Genomic DNA, 17,186 nt, shown 5'->3' with positions numbered 1-17,186 from the left:
CCGAGGGTATGCGCGGCAAGTGGTGGCGGGTTCCTGGTCACATGTCGGTGCTGACATCGGACCGAGTCGTGCGCGGCGAACGGTGTCCAGATGCCGTCGCTGAAATCCGACCAGACCGTCGTGGATGCTTGGCGAGCCCGCGTCGACCGCTTTCCCGACCATCCCGCCATCGCGTACTTCGACACGGTGCTCACCGCCCGCGAGGTCGACGATGCGTCCGATGCCCTCGCGGCTGCGTTTTCCGATCTCGGCGTTTCCCGCGGTGACCGGGTCGGGATCTATCTGCAGAACATCCCCCAGTACGCGCTGAGTTTCCTGGCGCTCTGGAAGATCGGTGCGGCCGCGTTGCTCCTCAACCCGATGTACCGCGGGCGTGAGCTGCGCGCCATCGTCGACGACGCGCAGCCGGTGGGCGTCGTCTGCGATGAGCACGACGTCGAAGCCGTCACCGAGACACTGCGCAGCAGCACCGTCCGGTTCACGGTCGGCACCAGCGGCCTCGATTTCCAATCCCGAAACGACCCACGGGTGTTCCGGTCCACGTCGCGGCCGACGACACCCGCCGACGATCTGGTCGATCTCATCCGACGCAACCGTGGACGCAAGCCTGTCGTAGACCCGCCCGTCGGGGAGGACTTGGCGCTACTCACCTACACCTCGGGGACCACCGGACCGCCGAAGGGCGCGATGAACTCCCACGCGAACGTTCTGGCCACGGCGGTCGACTTCGGCGATCATGCTGGGCTCGCCGACGGCGACGTGGTGTTCGCGGTCGCTCCGCTGTTCCACATCACCGGCGCCGTGCTCAATGCCGCGGTGGCTCTGGTGCGCGATTGCCTTCTGGTGTTCGCGAACAGGTTTGACCCGGCAGTGACTCTGGATGTGTTCACCGAGCATCGCGTGACGTACACCATCGGTTCCATCACGGTGTTCAACGCGATCTCGGCGCTGCCGCAGGCCGGCGCCGAGCACTTCGCATCGGTCAAGTCGTTGTACTCCGGTGGTGCGCCCATCCCCCCGGCCACGGTCAAGGCCTTCGCCTCGCGCTTCGGGCATTACATCCACAACGCCTACGGCATGACCGAGACCACCGCCGGCATCGTTGCCGTGCCCCCGGGCACCGAGGCTCCGGTCGACGCGGCCAGTGGGTCGCTGTCGGTCGGACTGCCCCTCCCCCGGGTGCGCCTGCGCACCGTCGATGCCGCTGGGAATCCGACACCCGCCGGGGTCGCCGGTGAGCTCGAAGTCACTGGGCCGCAGGTGGTTTCCGGATATTGGCGCAACCCCGACGCATCCGCCTCGACGATGCCCGAGGGCCGGCTGCGCACCGGCGACGTCGCGATCATCGACGAGCAGGGCTGGGTGTACATCGTGGATCGGCTCAAAGACCAGATCAACGTGTCCGGCTACAAGGTGTGGCCACGCGAGGTCGAGGACACCCTCTACGAGCATCCGGCAGTGTTCGAAGTCGCGGTGGTCAGTCACCCCGACGATTACCAGGGGGAGGCCGTCGTCGCCTACGTCGCGCTGCAACCCGGTGCGACCGCAACCGAAGCCGAGCTAATCGAGTTCGCCCGTGACCGGCTCGCCGCCTACAAGCGGCCGCGGACCGTGCACCTCGTCGCCGAACTTCCCAAGACCCCCACCGGAAAGATCAAGAGAGCCGAACTCCGGTGATGAGCCCCGCAGTGCCGCGGTATCTCGCGAGAAAGTGACCCACGATGACTGGCAGGATCACCGGCGAGACACGGACCGGGCCGACCATGGCCTCCCGCAGGAAGTCCCTGATCGCCAGTTCGGTGGGCAACGTCCTGGAATGGTACGAGTGGAGCGCGTACGCGGTCTTCGCGCCGTTCATCGCCGCCGCGATGTTCAGCCAGGACAATCCGGTGTCGGCCCTGCTGTCGACGCTGGCCGTGTTCGCCGTCGGCTTCCTGATGCGCCCGCTGGGCGGCATCGTGTTCGGCCGGATCGCCGACAAACGCGGCCGCAAGTTCGTGCTTGTCACGACCATGCTGATGATGGCCACCGGCAGTTTGGTCATCGGGCTCTTGCCCACCTACGCCGCGATCGGCACGTGGGCCTCAGCGATCCTGTTGCTGGCCCGAATGATGCAGGGTTTCGCCCACGGCGGGGAGTCGGCGACCGCGTATTCGTATGTGGGCGAGATCGCCCCGCCGAATCGCCGCGGGATGTGGGGCAGCGTCGCTTTCATCGCCATCTTCGGCGGATCGGTGCTGGCGTACACCGTCGGTGGGGTCATCACCAGTACCCTCACCGAATCTGCTGTCGGAGAATGGGGTTGGCGTATCCCGTTCCTGCTGGGCGCGGTCTTGGCCCTCGTCGCGCTGTACCTGCGCCGCAGCATGGACGAGAGTGACGTCTTCGATGCCGATCAGCAGACCCCGGAGCCCCCCTCGGTACCGCGCAAGACGGTGACGCGGGCCATCCTGCTGATGATCGCCATGACGTCGGGAGTCACTGCCGCGCACTACACCTGGACGTCGTACGTCTCGACCTATGCGATCACTGAGCAGGACATGGATCCCGACATCGCCTACTGGATGTTGGTGATCGCGCAGCTGGTCGCGTTGGTGTCGCTGCCGTTCCTCGGCCGGTTGTCCGATTCGATCGGCCGACGGCCCATGCTGGCCGCGTTCGCGGTGTTGATGTTCGTCCTGCAGATTCCGTTGACGATGCTCATCTCGTCGGAAGGATGGACGCTGCTGGTCGCGGCGACGGTGGCGCTGCTGGTGGTCGCGATCCCGGGAGGCATCCTGTCCTCGACGCTGTCCGAGAGCTTTCCCACCCACCTGCGCACGCAGTCCATCGGGTTCGCCTACTCGTTCTCGGTGGCGGTATTCGGCGGCACCGCACCGTATTTGAACCAGCTGCTGCTCAGCTGGGACCTCGGCTGGGTCTTCGGCGTCTACATCATGGTCCTGTCCGCGCTCACGGGTGTCGCATGCTTTTTCATGAAGGAGACCAAGGGCATCCGACTGGAGGATGTCTGACACCGACAACGATGTCGGTGCCCCCTGCCACACTGCGCCTGATGAAAGTGCTCGACAACGGTGAGCAGATGGCTGCCGTGCCAATGCCCGGACTGCGCTTGCGCAAAACCGACGCCATGCACGACTCGTTTTGTCAGGGACGGTGATCAGGCATGACGAAGGTCCGCACTGTGCGGTTCCATATCGAGCGGCCCGGCTCCCCTGTTCGACACGGCACGCGAGTACCTGAAGGGGCTCGCCGGGTTGAGTCTGGAGATACCGCACGCGAAGACGCGCCTCGACGAACGCGAGATCCCGCTCGAGTATCTGAGCGACTTCCGCCCCGAGCAGTGGGAGCTGATCACGGTCGAAACCGCTTTGCGGACGGGCGGGATCGCCTATATGTCGCTGCGCCGGGAACTCGAACCGAAGCGGTACCTCTGGATCGTGCTCGCCCTGGAGCATCTGATCACCGCGTGGATCACCGACCGCGCGAGAAACCGCGCAACGAGTCCATTGATCGTCAAAGACGGGCCGGCGTGGGACGCCGCCGCAGAAGGCTCGGAACCGAAGAGGACGAAGGCCATGCTCGAGTGGGAGCAGACGTATATCCGGCTAGCTCGCGCACACCAGATACTGGTCGCACTCGCCGCTCTGCCTCCCCGACCCAACGGTGATCGACTCGCCCACGCCGCACAACTCGCGATCTCGGGCAGCACCTGGACCGAGGCGGCGGCCGCCGCCGGGTTCGCCAGTCGAAAGAGCCTGGATGCCACCGCCGCGCGCGTGCTGCGCTCGGCCAAGCGCAGTCGTCCCGCAGCGGAGGATCCCGAGTCTGTCGAGGGCCGGCATCCGACGATGCTGACGGTCAGCGACTGACGGCGCGGTAGTCCGGGCGCACTGCTGCGGCCGTAACGAGCCGGTAAGCGCTCGACTTTCGGCGGGACTCGTCGATGGGGTCGAAGCCGCCGCAGCCGTCGCGACCTGCCGATGCCAGCCGAACTCGTTGAAATGCAACGCACCCTTCAGACCCGTCAGCGCGCCGAGGCGCTGGCACTCGGGGTCGCGTGGTACGAGGACCGCCTGGTGGCCGCGCACAGGGGCACTTGCGGCCCACTTGGACACCACACCGCTTCGGCGAGCACTCTGTTAGACGCAGAAACCCGCTCCGTTGCTGGTCGGAGCGGGTTTTCTTGGTCGGGCTGACAGGATTTGAACCTGCGGCCACTTGACCCCCACCTTTTTCCGACTCAATCGCCGACGCTCGCAGACGCCCGCCGCGGCCGTCAGAAGCGCTGGCGTTCAAAGACTTTCGACCCAGCACGGGCTTCGGCGGGTCTGTGTGTACCCACACGGAGTTTCGGCGCTGGTTTGGCCCGCGTTTGGCCAGCGCTCCGGCGCGTCGCGCAAACGCCTCTTGGGGAACAACGCCTAAACACAGCAGGGAGCAGCTCGGCTCTGTTGGTCATGGTCACAGCAAGAACGCGTTGCGCTCGAGACCGCGATGTCCCGGGCCACACAAATTGACGAATGCGTCGGCAGGCATCCAGATGGCTCCAACGCCACGAGCTCCATTGGCAAATGGGCTAATCGAAGGTGGCCCGAATGCTCCGCCGGTTGCGATGCTCGCAGGTATGCCGCGCTCGTTGATCACGCTGAGGGTCTCCCCCCGAAGACGTCCCCCGTTCGAGCACTTACCGGGTCAGCAGAACGCTGCGTACAACACTGTCGCGACACCGGCGGCCTGAGTTGTCTCAAGCGCCCAAACGTCTACCGATAGAGCGTCCGTGGACCGGACTTAACGTTTCAGGTCGAGCTTTGCATGGGGCGGCCCGACGGGCCCCTGTCTTCATCACTCGCAAAGTAGTGCGGCGGCAGTTGCCATAGGCGGAAGAGTGCCGCCACCTTCGGCGTGTTTGATCCATGTCGCGCTGCTAAACGGAAACAACCGGGTAAGGTCCGAGCGTGGACCGGCGGGCAGGGAACCGAGCGCTTATTCACGCGAACAACAGACCGTCATCGCTGCACGAGCTGTCACCTTACCTCGGGAAGATGAGACCAGAGCTTGCAGCTTGGGCGGTCGATGCGTGTACAAATCCAGGGGACCGCGTTTACGATCCTTTTTGCGGATCGGGGACCGTGCTTCTGGAGGCACAGTCACAGGGACGAATTGCGACCGGCACCGACCTCAATCCGTATGCTGTCCTCTTGTCGGAGGCCAAAGTAGCTGCATTGAATGGTGCCCTTCCTTCAAGCGGAGACGATCTCGTAGAAAAGTACCTCCCCCGCGTCGATCAACTACGGTCGGAGGTGTCTTCCGCGGAAGTAAGCGAAGAACTTCGCAGCATGTACCATCCCGATACCCTGATTAGTTTGCTGGCTTGGGTGAAGGTCCTAAAGGACGAGAACGACAGCTTCGGTCTCGCCTGCTTGATGGGAATAGCGCATCACCAGCGTCCCGGCTTCTTGTCGTTTCCAGCCAGTCATACCGTGCCGTATCTCCGCAGCAAGTCTTTCCCCAAGGAGTTGTTCCCAGAACTGTACGAGTATCGTGACGTGGAGTCCCGACTTGCGCGGAAAATCGACCGCGCGATCAGTCGCTTGCCCGCTCTAGGTAAAGTGCAGGAAGAGGGCATAGTGCTGCATGGCGATTCCGGCGCGATAGACGGAGAGTCGCTCTTTGACGCCATTATCACGAGTCCTCCGTACATGGGCCAACTCCACTATGGCCGAGATAATCGGATCCGCCTGGAACTACTTGGGTACCCCAATTGGCAATACTTAGATAGCCTCGTTTCCCCTCGTCTGAACGTCTTCCTCGATCGGTCCATCAAATGGCTAGCCGATTGGTCGCGCCTCTTGAAGCCGGGAGGGACGCTGTGCATTCTTGCCGGCGACAAGACCAACACAACGCGGCGGCCGTTTGCGGGACTTGTCGACTCTCTCGTGTTAGACAGCGGCGAATCATACAAAGAAGTCGGAAGCTTCGTAAGCCCGATCCCTAGCCGGAGGCGCGTACGCAAAGGCTGCGAAGGAAGCACCTCCGAACTGCTACTGCAGTACCAGATCATCAAATAGGGGTTGGAGACCGCGTGCAGAGCATCGCCATGTTTAATAATAAAGGTGGCGTCGGGAAAACAACGCTCACCTGCAATCTTGCGTCGTTTTTAGCGACTGAGCGAGGAAAAAAGGTCATCGTCGTGGACTGTGACCCTCAGTGCAATTCTACCCAATTGTTGCTGGGGGTGGACGCCGCAGCCGATCTATACATGGAATCTACCTCTGAATTCTCGACTATATCGAAAATACTTGCCCCAATCGACAATGGCGAATCCGACATCGACGCGAATGTTAGCGTTTTCAGAGCGTCCGATAACCGCTTCGGCGTGGATCTGATCGCTGGCGACCCGCAATTTGCCATCACTGAGGATCGGCTGGCGGACGCCTGGAAGTCACTTACCGCTAGGGACATCGAGGGATTCCGCCGCACCTCATGGAACTCCGCACTTCGGACGGTGTTGAGCGAGCATGGTTACGACTTCGCGTTCTACGACATAGGCCCAAGCCTCGGATCAATTAATAGATCAGTCCTGGTCGGGTGCGATAACTTTCTCACCCCGCTAAGCTCCGATATCTTCAGCATTATTGGCATCCGAAACATCTCGAACTGGCTGAAGAAATGGATCGACGATTTCCAACATTCGTGGGATGGTGTCGATGGAGACAAACGAACCCAATGGCAAACGCATTTCCCGCATATAAAGCCGCCTAGGATTGGTGGCGGCTACATCGGCTATATCGTTCAGCAGTACATTACCAAGTCCTACGGGGGTAACCGGCGAGCGACGAAAGCGTATGAAGACATTCGCACTCTTGTACCGGAGCAGGTAGAGCAGTCGTTAACCCCGTTTATCCCCGCTCCACTCCGCAACAAACAAGATCAGCTTAATCTCGGCGATATCCCCCACTTGTACAGTTTAGTTCCCTTGGCTCAAAAGAATGCCGTCCCCATCTCAGGCCTTTCTTCGAAGGATGGCCTGGTAGGCTCCCAGTATCGACAGCAGGAATCGTATAAGGCCATGATCTCCGACGTCGCCGACGCTTTTCTGAAGAACATCGAACTGGCGAGTGCGTCAGCATGACTATTACATGGGACCAGGCGTTAGTCGACGAACTCTGCGGCCGCCGTGTCATTCCGTTTCTGGGCGCCGGCGCCACGATGGCTTGTAGGCGAGAATTGTCGCCTGATGCTTTCGACACAACTCCATCTTGGAAGAGGTTATTGGAGCTACTTGCCAGTGCAGCCACATGTTCAGTGGAAGATGAAGAGCGAATTGCTTATCTGGTCGAGCGTGAACGCTACCTTGATGCAGCCCAAATAATCCGGTCTAAACTCACAAGCCAGGAGTATGCGCGAATTCTACGGCAGGAGTTCAGAAACCTCCGGACAGGTGTGCTCCACGACGCCGTTCTTCGCCTTGACCAGCGTATTGTTATGACAACGAACTACGACTCTGCATACGAGGACCTATGTGTTCGGGGCGCTGCAAGCGACGGATACACGGTACTTAATTATTACGATAAAGGATTGATCAATAACTTACGATCTCCCATGCGGCTCATACTTAAACTGCATGGTTCAGTTAAGAGTCCCGAGCACACCGTATTAACTAGGTCGGAGTACTTCAAGGCTAGGGCCGACAACCCTCGTTTCTTCACGCTCATTCAAAGTCTTTTCGCGACCAATACTCTGCTTTTTATCGGCTATAGTCTCTCCGATCCGGATATTCAACTGCTCCTCGAGACGAGCAACTTCGGCGGCGACGAGTCGTTCCGGCACTATGCCGTGGTTCCTTCTGGCACACATCACGAAGCTGTCGGCAGAGCGATGTCAGAAGCATACGGAATTAATCTGGTTGAATACGATGCCTCCGCTGGCCATGAAGTGGTTGCAGATAGCCTGTCAGAACTGGCCGAGACGGTTGAGGAACAGCGCGTCACTGGCTCCGTATAGCTTTCGTTGCCCCAGCGGAAGCGACGGGCTGCCGCCGGTGCCGGATTGGCCTCTCTTGTCCGCTGAGCACGCACCACGTGGCGACGAGCGGTCTGACGGCCTCGCGCCGGTCCCGCTCGCCGAAGTATCGCGAGTGAGGGGTGTCCGGCGGGGACTGCCAGCGCCGACTGAAGCCGGCTGCGAGGCGTACCGCCGATACTTCGATGCCGTATCCGCCGGAGGCAAATTGCTGGCTACGCGACCGCGCCAGCTTCGAGATTGCGTTTGGCCCGCGTTTGGCCCGCGCCGGTTTGAGACAGCAAAGAGGCACTTCCTCGCGATTGAGAAAGTGCCTCTGACCTGCAACTTCGCCTGTCGGGCTGACAGGATTTGAACCTGCGACCACTTGACCCCCAGTCAAGTGCGCTACCAAGCTGCGCCACAGCCCGCGGTGCCTCCGGGATCGCCGGTAGGCGGTCGAAAGCTTACATCAGCGTGACAACGGAATCCCAACCGCCACGTCAGGGGCGGCGGCGGCCCACCTACTGTCGGCACAGTGCCAACCGACGACACCCCGCTGTGGCTGTTCGCCGACCAGCTCGGTCCGGCGGTGCACGGCGGCGCACACGCCCATCGCGAGGTGCTGCTCATCGAGTCGACCTCGGCATTGGCGAAAAGGCGCTATCACCGCCAGAAGCTGCACCTCGTGCTGTCGGCCCTCAGGCACGCCGCCCACGATCTCGGCGACCGGGCGACCCTCCTCAAGGCCGACAGCTACACCGAAGCGCTGCACCGGTTCGGCAGGCCGGTGCTGGTCCACCAGCCCACGTCCCACGCCGCGGAGCGCTTCGTGCACCGCCTCGAAAACCAAGGCCTGGTCGCCGAGGTGCTGCCCACGCCCACATTCGCGATGTCGCGCAGCGACTTCGAGCAGTGGGCCGGCAACCGCACCCGATTCCGGATGGAGGACTTCTACCGCGACCAGCGCCGCCGCTTCGACGTGCTGATGAACGGTGCCGAGCCGGTCGGCAACCGTTGGAACTTCGACGAGGACAACCGCGAAGCCCCGCCGAAGAAGCAGTCCACGCTCGACCTGCCTCCCCCGTACCGACCGCGCGAAGACGCCATCGACGCCGGGGTCCGCAGAGACCTCGACGCGATGGACCTCGACACGGTCGGTGCCGACGGACCGCGCCTGTTCGCCGTCACCCCGGCCGAAGCCAGACGTGCACTCGACCGCTTCATCGAGCACCGGTTGCCCGCCTTCGGGCGCTACGAGGACGCGATGATGAACCAGGACTGGGCGATGGCCCACTCGCTGCTGTCGGTGCCGCTCAACCTCGGCGTGCTGCACCCGCTCGACGCCGTCGAGGCCGCCGAACGCGCCTACCGCGACGGAAAGGCACCACTACAAGCCGTGGAGGGCTTCATCCGCCAGATCCTCGGCTGGCGCGAATACATGTGGCATCTCTACTGGCACTTCGGGCCGGACTACACCGACCACAACGAACTGGACGCCCGCACCCCGCTACCGACTTGGTGGGCCGACCTGGACGCCGACGCGGTCACCGCGCAATGCCTGCGCCACGCGCTCACAGGCGTCCACGACCGCGGCTGGACCCACCACATCCAGCGGCTGATGATCCTCGGCAACCATGCACTGCAGCGCGGCTACCGACCCGATGAACTCACCGAGTGGTTCGCCACCGCCTACGTCGACGGATTCCGTTGGGTGATGCCGACGAACGTGGTCGGCATGAGCCAGCACGCCGACGGTGGACTCCTGGCCACCAAGCCGTACACCTCCGGCGGCGCCTACATCAACAAGATGAGCGATCACTGCGGCGACTGCGCATTTGATCCGAAGAAGCGCCTCGGCGACGACGCGTGCCCGTTCACCGCGGGCTACTGGGCTTTTACCCACCGCCATCGCGACCGGCTGGCCCGCAACAACCGCACCCGCCGGGCAGTGTCGTCGATGGAGCGGCTCAGCGATCTCGACGCGGTGCTGGAGCAGGAGTCAGCGCGTGAGCGGTTCTGATTCGGGCTCCGCTGGCGCAGGAGCAATCTCAGCGGCCACCGGAACCGACTGCGGTGCCCGCGACACCCGCCACGCGTAGACCACCAGCGACGCCCACGCCACCACGATCAGCGTGTAGATCGCCGTCGACCACGGCCAGTGGATGTCGAAGAAATGCACGAGCTTCTGGCTGTTGGTCAACACGATCACGCCACCGACCGCGGTCCCCAGCAGCGCGGGGCTGACCCGGCTCACCAGCCAGGCCGCGAACGGCGCGGCGACCACGCCGCCGATCATCAGCCCGACCACTACCGGCCAGTTCTCCAGGAATTCCTGACGGAGCCCGACCAGGAAGCCCAGCGACGCCGACACCGCGACCAGGAACTCCGAGGCGCTGACCGAGCCGATGACGGTGCGCGGCGCCGTCTTGCCTTGGGACAACAGGGTGCTCGTCGTCACCGGACCCCAGCCCCCACCGCCGGAGGCGTCGATGAAGCCACCGAAGAGTCCCAGGGGGGCAAGGAATTTCGCGCTGTGACTGGTGCCGCGCGCGCCCAACGTCAGCGGGGTACGCAGCGAGAACCGCAACAGCACGTAGGTACCGATCGCCACCAGGATGGCCGCCATCAGCGGCGCGGCGTGCTCGGTGGACAGCGACGACAACACCGTCGCACCCAGGAACGCGCCGACCGCGCCCGGCCCGCCCAGCTTGAGCACCAGGCGCCAGTCGATGTTCTTGAACTTCCAGTGCGACAGCCCCGAGGCGAACGTGGTGCCCACCTCGGCGAGATGCACCGCCGCGCTGGCCTGGGCGGCGCCCACGCCGGACAGCACCAGCAGGGTCGTCGCGGTGACGCCGAAGGCCATGCCCAATGCACCGTCGACAAGCTGGGCGCCGGCACCGACAAGCGTGAAGATCAGAAGCGAACGCATGGCTGCTTTCGGGGAGCTTGGTCACCGTGAGGCGGCGACGCAACGGACGGATGGCTGCGCGTCAGGGACGCGGACAACACCATTCGTCGAAGGCCATGAGCCGCCGAGACGGCCAGAACGGCTCGAGCGCGGACACGTCGGACGGCGCCGGTGCCAGCAGCACACGATCAGCCATCGACAGTCCCTACTACTCGAGTCGTAAACCTCGGTCAGACTACACGGTCAACAATCGGTACAGCCCAATGAGTCCCACCACCACGATCACCGCGCGCAACGCGTTCGGCGACAGCCGCCGACCGTAGTGCGCGCCGAGGAACCCGCCGATCAGCGAACCGACGGCAATCAGCCCCGCCGCGCCCCAGCTGATGCGGTCGAAGGCCACCAGCGTGTAGGCCACCGCGGCGACCACGTTGACCACCAGGGACAGCAGGTTCTTGGCGGCGTTCATGCGCTGCATGTCCTCGGGAAGCAGCGCGCCCATCACGGCGATCAGCAGGATCCCCTGCGCGGCGGTGAAGTAACCGCCGTACACCCCGACTGCGAATGTGCCCGCGACCAGCGCTGTCATCCGGGCCGCGGAGACATGATCGGCCGAGCGCCCGGCGGCTTCGGCGCGCCGGCGCGCCCACGTCTGGATGCGCGGGCCGACGACCACCAGCGCGAGCGCGAGGATCAGCAGGACCGGGACGACCTGGGCGAACACCGTTTCGGGCAGATGCAGCAGCAGCCAGGCACCGCCGCACGCACCGATGAAAGAGCCCGGCAGCTGCCAGCGCAGTCGTCGCCACTGACCGCGCAGTTCCCGTCGATAGCCCCACGTCCCCGACACCCCGCCGGCCACCAGGCCGATCGCGTTCGACATCGTCGCGGTCACCGGTGGGAAGCCGAGCGTGACCAGGGTCGGAAACGTGATCAGGGTTCCGGAGCCGACCAGTGCGTTGATCGCTCCTGCCCCGACACCCGCCAGCGCTATGAGCAGCATGTCGAGGACGGGCATTTCGCTCACCCTAGCGGGAGACGGGTCAACGCGTCCGCTTGCGCTTCTCCCGCATCCGGACGTTGATCCTGATGGGGCTGCCTTCGAACCCGAACGTCTCCCGGAGCCGACGCTCGAGGAAGCGGCGGTAGCCCGCCTCCAGGAAGCCGGTGGTGAACAGCACGAACGTCGGCGGCCGCGACGCGGCCTGGGTCGCGAACAGGATTCGCGGCTGCTTGCCGCCGCGCACCGGCGGCGGCGTCGCGGCCACCACTTCCTTGAAGAAGGTGTTGAGCTGCCCGGTCGAAATCCGGGTGTCCCACGATCGCAGCGAGGTCTCCAGGGCCGGCACCAGCTTCTGCACCGCGCGGCCGGTCTTGGCCGAGATGTTCACCCGCGGGGCCCACTGCACCTGCGCAAGCTGCAGGTCGATCTCCCGGTCGAGCAGGTACCGCCGATCCTCGTCGACCAGGTCCCACTTGTTGAAGGCCAGCACCAGCGCGCGGCCGGCTTCGATGACCATGCCCAGCACCCGCTGGTCCTGCTCGGTCAGCGGCTGCGAGGCGTCGACGAGCACGATCACGACCTCGGCGGAATCGATCGCCCCGTGGGTGCGCACCGACGCGTAGAACTCGTGGCCGCTGGCCTGACCGACTTTGCGGCGCAGCCCCGCCGTGTCGACGAACCGCCACAGCTTGCCGTCCATCTCGATCAGCGAGTCCACCGGGTCCACGGTGGTGCCGGCGACGTCGTGCACCACCGAACGCTCGTCGCCCGACAACCGGTTGAGCAGCGACGACTTGCCGACGTTCGGCTTGCCGACCAGCGCCACGCGGCGCGGGCCGCCGGTACCGGCGGAAACCTCCGACTGCGTCGGCAACGCGTCGATGACGACGTCGAGCAGATCGGCCACGCCGCGGCCGTGCATCGCGCTGATCGTGTGCGGCTCGCCCAACCCGAGCGACCACAGCGCCGCGGCGTCGGCTTCCCCACGGTCGTTGTCAACCTTGTTGGCGGCCAAGAACACTGGCTTGCCGGAGCGCTGCAGGATCTTGGCTGCGGCTTCGTCGGCAGTGGTGGCGCCCACGACGTTGTCGACGACGAAGATGATCGCGTCGGCGGTGCGCATGGCCACCGAGGCCTGCTCGGCGACCAGCTGCTGCAGGCCTTTGGCGTCCGGTTCCCAACCGCCGGTGTCCTGCACGACGAACCGCCGGCCCGCCCAGGACGCGTCGTAGGACACCCGGTCGCGGGTCACGCCGGGCACGTCCTGCACGACCGCCTCACGCCGCCCCAGGATCCGGTTGACGAGCGTGGACTTGCCGACGTTGGGCCGGCCGACGACCGCGACCACCGGCGGCGGTGCCGAGACCTCTTCGACGGCCTCGGCGATCTCGTCCGAACCGAGCTCCCAGTCGCGTTCATCGACCCAGGTGCCGTCCGAACCGTCCTCGATCGTCATTGCGTTGCACCCGCTCTCTGCTCGACCAGCCCGGTCAGATGGGCGATCACCTCGGTCTGGTTCATGTCGCTGGTGTCCACGATCACCGCATCGTCGGCGGCGCGCAGCGGAGACACCGCGCGAGTGGAATCCAGGTGGTCGCGCCGCTTCACATCGGCCAGCACCGCGTCGTAGTTGTCGGGCAGACCGTTGGCGACGTTCTGGGTGTTGCGTCGCTGCGCCCGCACCTCCGGCGACGCGGTGAGGAAGATCTTCACGTCGGCATCGGGCAGGACGACCGTGCCGATGTCGCGTCCTTCGACGACGACACACCCTGCCGCTGCGGCCAATTCCCGCTGCAGAGCGACCAGCCGGCTGCGCACCTCGGGGACCGCCGACACCGCCGACACGGCCGCGGTGACGGCGTCGCCACGGATCTCGGCCGAGACGTCCTCACCGGCCAGGTAGCAGCGGTCCTGTTGCGGATCGTCGCCGACGGCAACGTCGACGTCGCGGGCCGCTGCCGCGATGGCCTGGGGGTCGGTGAGGTCGACGCCGCGACGCAGCACGCCGAGGGTCACGATGCGATACATGGCACCGGTATCGAGATAGCTGGCATCCAATGCTGTGGCCAAACCCCTTGCCACCGTGGACTTTCCGGTTCCAGCGGGGCCGTCCATGGCCACCACCAATGTGCGTTTCACAGCCCGACCGCCTTGTACAGGTCGCCGATTTCCTTCTGAGTCAGCGCGCGGATACTGCCCGGGCGCTGCTCCCCCAGTGTCACCGAACCGATGTCGGTGCGAACCAGTTCCTGCACCGGGAACCCGACCTGCGCCAGCAGGCGACGCACGATGTGCTTGCGCCCCTCGTGCAGGGTCACCTTCACCAGCGACTTACCGGGCAGGGTGTCGACGACGGCGAATTCGTCGAGCTGGACCGGGCCGTCGTCGAGTTCCACGCCGGCGCGCAGCTTCCGGCCGAGCCCGCGCGGCACCGCACCGACGACGGTGGCCAGGTAGGTCTTGGGCACCTCGTAGGAGGGATGCATCAGACGGTGGGCCAGCTCACCGTCGTTGGTCAGCAGCAACAACCCTTCGGTGTCGGCGTCGAGGCGGCCGACGTGAAAGAGGTTCTTGTTGCCGCGAACCCGGTGTTCGACCAGGTCTCCGACACACGGGCGGCCGCGGTCGTCGGACATCGTCGAGTGCATGCCACGCGGCTTGTTGATCGCCAGATAGACCAGCGTCTCGTCGTGGGCGATCCTGGTGCCGTCGACGCGGATCACCGACTTGGCCGGGTCCACCCGGGTGCCCAGTTCGGTGACCAGCTCACCGTCGACTTCGACCCGGCCGTCGAGGATCATCTTCTCCGCGACGCGCCGAGACGCAATCCCGGCCTGCGACAACACTTTCTGCAGGCGTACACCTTCACCGTCGGTCATGTCAGTCCTGGTCCACATCGATGGAGGCGGGTGTCTCGGCCGTGGCCGCCCCGTTGAGTTTCATGAAACGCGGTTCCTCGTCCAAGGTTTCGCTCAGATCGTCGATCACATCGACGTCGGGCAGTAGCGGCGCGATGTCGGGGAGATCGGTCAGCGACGACAGTCCGAGCCGCTCCAGGAACAGTTCGGTGGTGGCGAATGTCACCGCCCCCGAGTCGGGGTCGGTGCCGGCTTCGGTGATCAACCCGCGGGCCACCAGGGTGCGCATCACCGCGTCGACGTTCACGCCGCGCACGGCGCTGACGCGGGCCCGGGTGACCGGTTGGCGGTAGGCCACCACCGCGAGGGTCTCCAGTGCGGCGCGGGTGAGCTTCGAGCGGGCGCCGTCGAGCAACAACTTCTCGACGTACGGCGCGTACTTGGCGCGGGTGTACATGCGCCACCCGCCGCCGGCTTCGCGCAATTCGATCCCGCTGTCGCGCGCGGCCAGCTCGCCGGCCAGGGCGTGCAGCCGGTCGCTCACGCGCTCGGGTGATTGGCCGGTGGCACTGGCCAGCGCGTCGACGGTGGCCGGTGTGTCCACCACGAGCAGCAGCGCCTCGAGCACGTTGTCCAGCTCGGTGTCGTCGAGCTCGGGCATGGTTTCGACCGCACCACTATCGGCCGGTTCAGGAAATTCGTCGGTCATGGTCTTTTCTATTCCGCGTCCGCGGTCGCCAACTGTTGGCTGGTGGGCCGCTCGCCGGTCCACGAAATCTGGAGAACTCCAAGCGGTTCTGGTTGCTCGAATGCTACCGCCCGGGCACGGAACAATTCGAGCAGCGCCAGGAAGCGGCCGACGATCTCCATCGGAACCTCGCAGTCGGCGACCAACTCGGAGAACGACGCCCAGTGTCCCACGCCGCGCTCTTCGAGCAGCCCGATCAGTTTGGCGGCCTGCTCGGGAACCGACACGGCCACCTGGTGTAGGTGGTCGGTCCCGACGGTCGGAACCGGGCGCGGCGTGAATGCGGCCGCGGCGATCTGGGCGAACCGGTCGGCGTCGACGCCCAACATCACCTCGGGCAGCAGCTGCGAATAGCGCTCCTCCAGCGACACCGCCCGCGGATAGCTGCGCAGCGCCGCGGCCTCGAGTTCGGCGAACATCTGCGCGACGTGCTTGAACGCGCGGTACTGCAGCAGCCGCGCGAACAGCAGATCACGCACCTCGAGCAGCGCGAGGTCCTCTTCGTCGTGCACCTCGCCGGCGGGCAGCAGCCGCGCTGCCTTGAGATCCAGCAGCGTGGCGGCGACCACCAGGAACGAGGTGGTCTCGTCGAGACCCAGCTGCGAGCCGATGCTCTTGGTGTACGCGATGAACTCGTCGGTGACCTGATGCAGCGCGACCTCGGTCACGTCGAGCCGGTGCGCGAAGATCAGCTGCAACAGCAGATCGAACGGACCCTCGAAGTTGCTCAGCCGGACCTGGAAGCCGGTCTCGCTCACGCGCCGAACCGGTGGATGACCTCGCGCGCCAGTGCTCGATAGGCCTCTGCGCCAGTGGATTTGGGCGCCCACGTGGTGATCGGCTCGCCGGCCACGCTGGTTTCGGGGAAACGCACCGTGCGGGTGACGACGGTGTCGAACACCAGATCCCCGAAGCGTTCCACAACGCGCGCCATCACTTCGCGGGAGTTGACGGTGCGCGGGTCGTAGCGGGTGATCAGGATGCCGCTGATCTCGAGCTTCGGGTTCAACCGGTCGTGCACTTTGTCGACGGTGTCGGTCAGCAGCGCCAGACCGCGCAGCGAGAAGTACTCGCACTCGGTCGGGATGATCACACCGTCGCTGCATGCCAGGCCGTTGACCGTGAGCAGGCCCAGCGACGGCTGGCAGTCGATCAGCACATAGTCATAGCGGTCCAGCACCGGATACAAGGCGCGGGCCAGGGACTGTTCCCGGCCGACCTCGTTGACCAGCTGGATCTCCGCCGCCGACAGATCGATGTTGCTGGGCACCAGATCCAGGCCCGGCACCCGGGTGGTCAACAGCACCTGGTCGATGGACACCCGCGGTTCGACCAGCAGGTTGTAGACCGTGCTGTCCAGCTCGTAGTGCGGGACCCCCAGCCCGGCCGACAGCGCTCCCTGCGGGTCCAGGTCGACCAGCAGCACCCGCCGGCCGTACTCCGCCAGGCTGGCGCCGAGGTTGATCGTCGAGGTGGTCTTGCCGACGCCGCCCTTCTGGTTGCACATCGCGATGACCTTGGCCGGTCCGTGCGTGGTGCGCACCGGGGGCTCGGGAATGTCGCGCGGAATGCGGCCGGTGTGGCCGGGGGTCGGGGGCGTGTCGCTGCGACCGGTGTCGTCGGTCGTGCGCGACCCTTGCTGGTCAGGCATCCCCTCGG

General features: G+C 64.9%; 15 protein-coding genes and 1 tRNA gene. 7 read left to right on the top strand and 9 right to left on the bottom strand.

Annotated features, from left to right (window positions below):
- Positions 1–90: 90 nt before the first annotated feature.
- The 6 genes from ACQI46_RS17875 to ACQI46_RS17850 all read left to right on the top strand — a co-directional run bounded on the left by ACQI46_RS17875 (position 91) and on the right by ACQI46_RS17850 (position 8,007).
- Complete coding sequence (locus tag ACQI46_RS17875) at positions 91–1,677, top strand: class I adenylate-forming enzyme family protein (RefSeq protein ID WP_427095367.1); 1,587 nt, start codon at positions 91–93, stop codon at positions 1,675–1,677.
- 44 nt (positions 1,678–1,721) lie between these two features.
- Complete coding sequence (locus ACQI46_RS17870; RefSeq protein ID WP_427095366.1) at positions 1,722–3,014, top strand: MFS transporter; 1,293 nt, start codon at positions 1,722–1,724, stop codon at positions 3,012–3,014.
- A 243-nt stretch (positions 3,015–3,257) separates the two neighbouring features.
- Positions 3,258–3,872 carry a hypothetical protein gene (locus ACQI46_RS17865; RefSeq protein ID WP_427095365.1) on the top strand — a complete coding sequence of 205 codons (615 nt, stop codon included), beginning with the start codon at positions 3,258–3,260 and terminating at the stop codon, positions 3,870–3,872.
- 1,173 nt (positions 3,873–5,045) lie between these two features.
- Positions 5,046–6,071, top strand: coding sequence for a DNA methyltransferase (locus ACQI46_RS17860; RefSeq protein ID WP_427095364.1), 1,026 nt, complete (start codon positions 5,046–5,048; stop codon positions 6,069–6,071).
- Positions 6,072–6,085: 14 nt separating this feature from the next.
- Positions 6,086–7,135: a ParA family protein gene (locus ACQI46_RS17855; protein ID WP_427095363.1), complete on the top strand. Its 1,050-nt coding sequence runs from the start codon at positions 6,086–6,088 to the stop codon at positions 7,133–7,135.
- Positions 7,136–7,308: 173 nt separating this feature from the next.
- Complete coding sequence (locus ACQI46_RS17850) at positions 7,309–8,007, top strand: SIR2 family NAD-dependent protein deacylase (protein ID WP_427095362.1); 699 nt, start codon at positions 7,309–7,311, stop codon at positions 8,005–8,007.
- 354 nt (positions 8,008–8,361) lie between these two features.
- On the opposite strand, the gene ACQI46_RS17845 is transcribed toward ACQI46_RS17850, so the two are convergent.
- Positions 8,362–8,435, bottom strand: a tRNA-Pro gene (locus ACQI46_RS17845).
- Between the two features lie 107 nt (positions 8,436–8,542).
- Between ACQI46_RS17845 and ACQI46_RS17840 the strand changes: the two genes are divergently transcribed.
- Entirely contained in the window at positions 8,543–10,027 is a 1,485-nt protein-coding gene (locus ACQI46_RS17840) for a cryptochrome/photolyase family protein (RefSeq protein WP_427095361.1), read from the top strand.
- Here ACQI46_RS17840 and ACQI46_RS17835 read toward each other — a convergent pair.
- The 8 genes from ACQI46_RS17835 to ACQI46_RS17800 all read right to left on the bottom strand — a co-directional run bounded on the left by ACQI46_RS17835 (position 10,007) and on the right by ACQI46_RS17800 (position 17,178).
- Entirely contained in the window at positions 10,007–10,939 is a 933-nt protein-coding gene (locus ACQI46_RS17835; protein ID WP_427095360.1) for a sulfite exporter TauE/SafE family protein, read from the bottom strand. The two genes, ACQI46_RS17840 and ACQI46_RS17835, sit on opposite strands and share 21 nt — an antisense overlap.
- A 214-nt stretch (positions 10,940–11,153) precedes the next feature.
- Complete coding sequence (locus ACQI46_RS17830; protein ID WP_427095359.1) at positions 11,154–11,936, bottom strand: sulfite exporter TauE/SafE family protein; 783 nt, start codon at positions 11,934–11,936, stop codon at positions 11,154–11,156.
- A gap of 25 nt (positions 11,937–11,961) precedes the next feature.
- On the bottom strand, positions 11,962–13,377 hold the full coding sequence (der, locus tag ACQI46_RS17825; RefSeq protein WP_427095358.1) for a ribosome biogenesis GTPase Der: 1,416 nt from the start codon (positions 13,375–13,377) through the stop codon (positions 11,962–11,964).
- Positions 13,374–14,060 (bottom strand): (d)CMP kinase, encoded by a 687-nt coding sequence (gene cmk / locus ACQI46_RS17820; protein WP_427095357.1) that lies wholly within the window; start codon positions 14,058–14,060, stop codon positions 13,374–13,376. The genes der and cmk overlap by 4 nt, the downstream gene beginning before the upstream one ends.
- The gene (locus ACQI46_RS17815; RefSeq protein WP_427095356.1) at positions 14,057–14,800 is read right to left on the bottom strand and encodes a pseudouridine synthase; all 744 of its coding nucleotides are present in this window, start codon (positions 14,798–14,800) and stop codon (positions 14,057–14,059) included. Before ACQI46_RS17815 ends, cmk begins: the two co-directional genes overlap by 4 nt.
- 1 nt (position 14,801) lies before the next feature.
- The gene (gene scpB, locus ACQI46_RS17810) at positions 14,802–15,488 is read right to left on the bottom strand and encodes an SMC-Scp complex subunit ScpB (RefSeq protein WP_427095355.1); all 687 of its coding nucleotides are present in this window, start codon (positions 15,486–15,488) and stop codon (positions 14,802–14,804) included.
- Positions 15,489–15,496: 8 nt separating this feature from the next.
- On the bottom strand, positions 15,497–16,285 hold the full coding sequence (locus tag ACQI46_RS17805; protein ID WP_427095354.1) for a segregation/condensation protein A: 789 nt from the start codon (positions 16,283–16,285) through the stop codon (positions 15,497–15,499).
- On the bottom strand, positions 16,282–17,178 hold the full coding sequence (locus ACQI46_RS17800; RefSeq protein ID WP_427095552.1) for a ParA family protein: 897 nt from the start codon (positions 17,176–17,178) through the stop codon (positions 16,282–16,284). Before ACQI46_RS17800 ends, ACQI46_RS17805 begins: the two co-directional genes overlap by 4 nt.
- Between the last annotated feature and the right edge of the window lie 8 nt (positions 17,179–17,186).

Origin of the sequence: Mycobacterium sp. SMC-4 (genome assembly GCF_050205565.1) — a bacterium.
In the GTDB taxonomy this organism is placed as follows: domain Bacteria; phylum Actinomycetota; class Actinomycetes; order Mycobacteriales; family Mycobacteriaceae; genus Mycobacterium.
This window is presented reverse-complemented; position numbering and strand designations above follow the sequence as displayed.

Coding starts and splice junctions, on each gene's coding strand:
- ACQI46_RS17875 (WP_427095367.1), top strand. CDS start 91: ATGCCGTCGCTGAAATCCGACCAGACCGTCGTGGATGCTTGGCGAGCC.
- ACQI46_RS17870 (WP_427095366.1), top strand. CDS start 1,722: ATGACTGGCAGGATCACCGGCGAGACACGGACCGGGCCGACCATGGCC.
- ACQI46_RS17860 (WP_427095364.1), top strand. CDS start 5,046: ATGAGACCAGAGCTTGCAGCTTGGGCGGTCGATGCGTGTACAAATCCA.
- ACQI46_RS17835 (WP_427095360.1), bottom strand. CDS start 10,939: ATGCGTTCGCTTCTGATCTTCACGCTTGTCGGTGCCGGCGCCCAGCTT.
- ACQI46_RS17830 (WP_427095359.1), bottom strand. CDS start 11,936: ATGCCCGTCCTCGACATGCTGCTCATAGCGCTGGCGGGTGTCGGGGCA.
- der (WP_427095358.1), bottom strand. CDS start 13,377: ATGACGATCGAGGACGGTTCGGACGGCACCTGGGTCGATGAACGCGAC.
- ACQI46_RS17815 (WP_427095356.1), bottom strand. CDS start 14,800: ATGACCGACGGTGAAGGTGTACGCCTGCAGAAAGTGTTGTCGCAGGCC.
- scpB (WP_427095355.1), bottom strand. CDS start 15,488: ATGACCGACGAATTTCCTGAACCGGCCGATAGTGGTGCGGTCGAAACC.
- ACQI46_RS17800 (WP_427095552.1), bottom strand. CDS start 17,178: ATGCCTGACCAGCAAGGGTCGCGCACGACCGACGACACCGGTCGCAGC.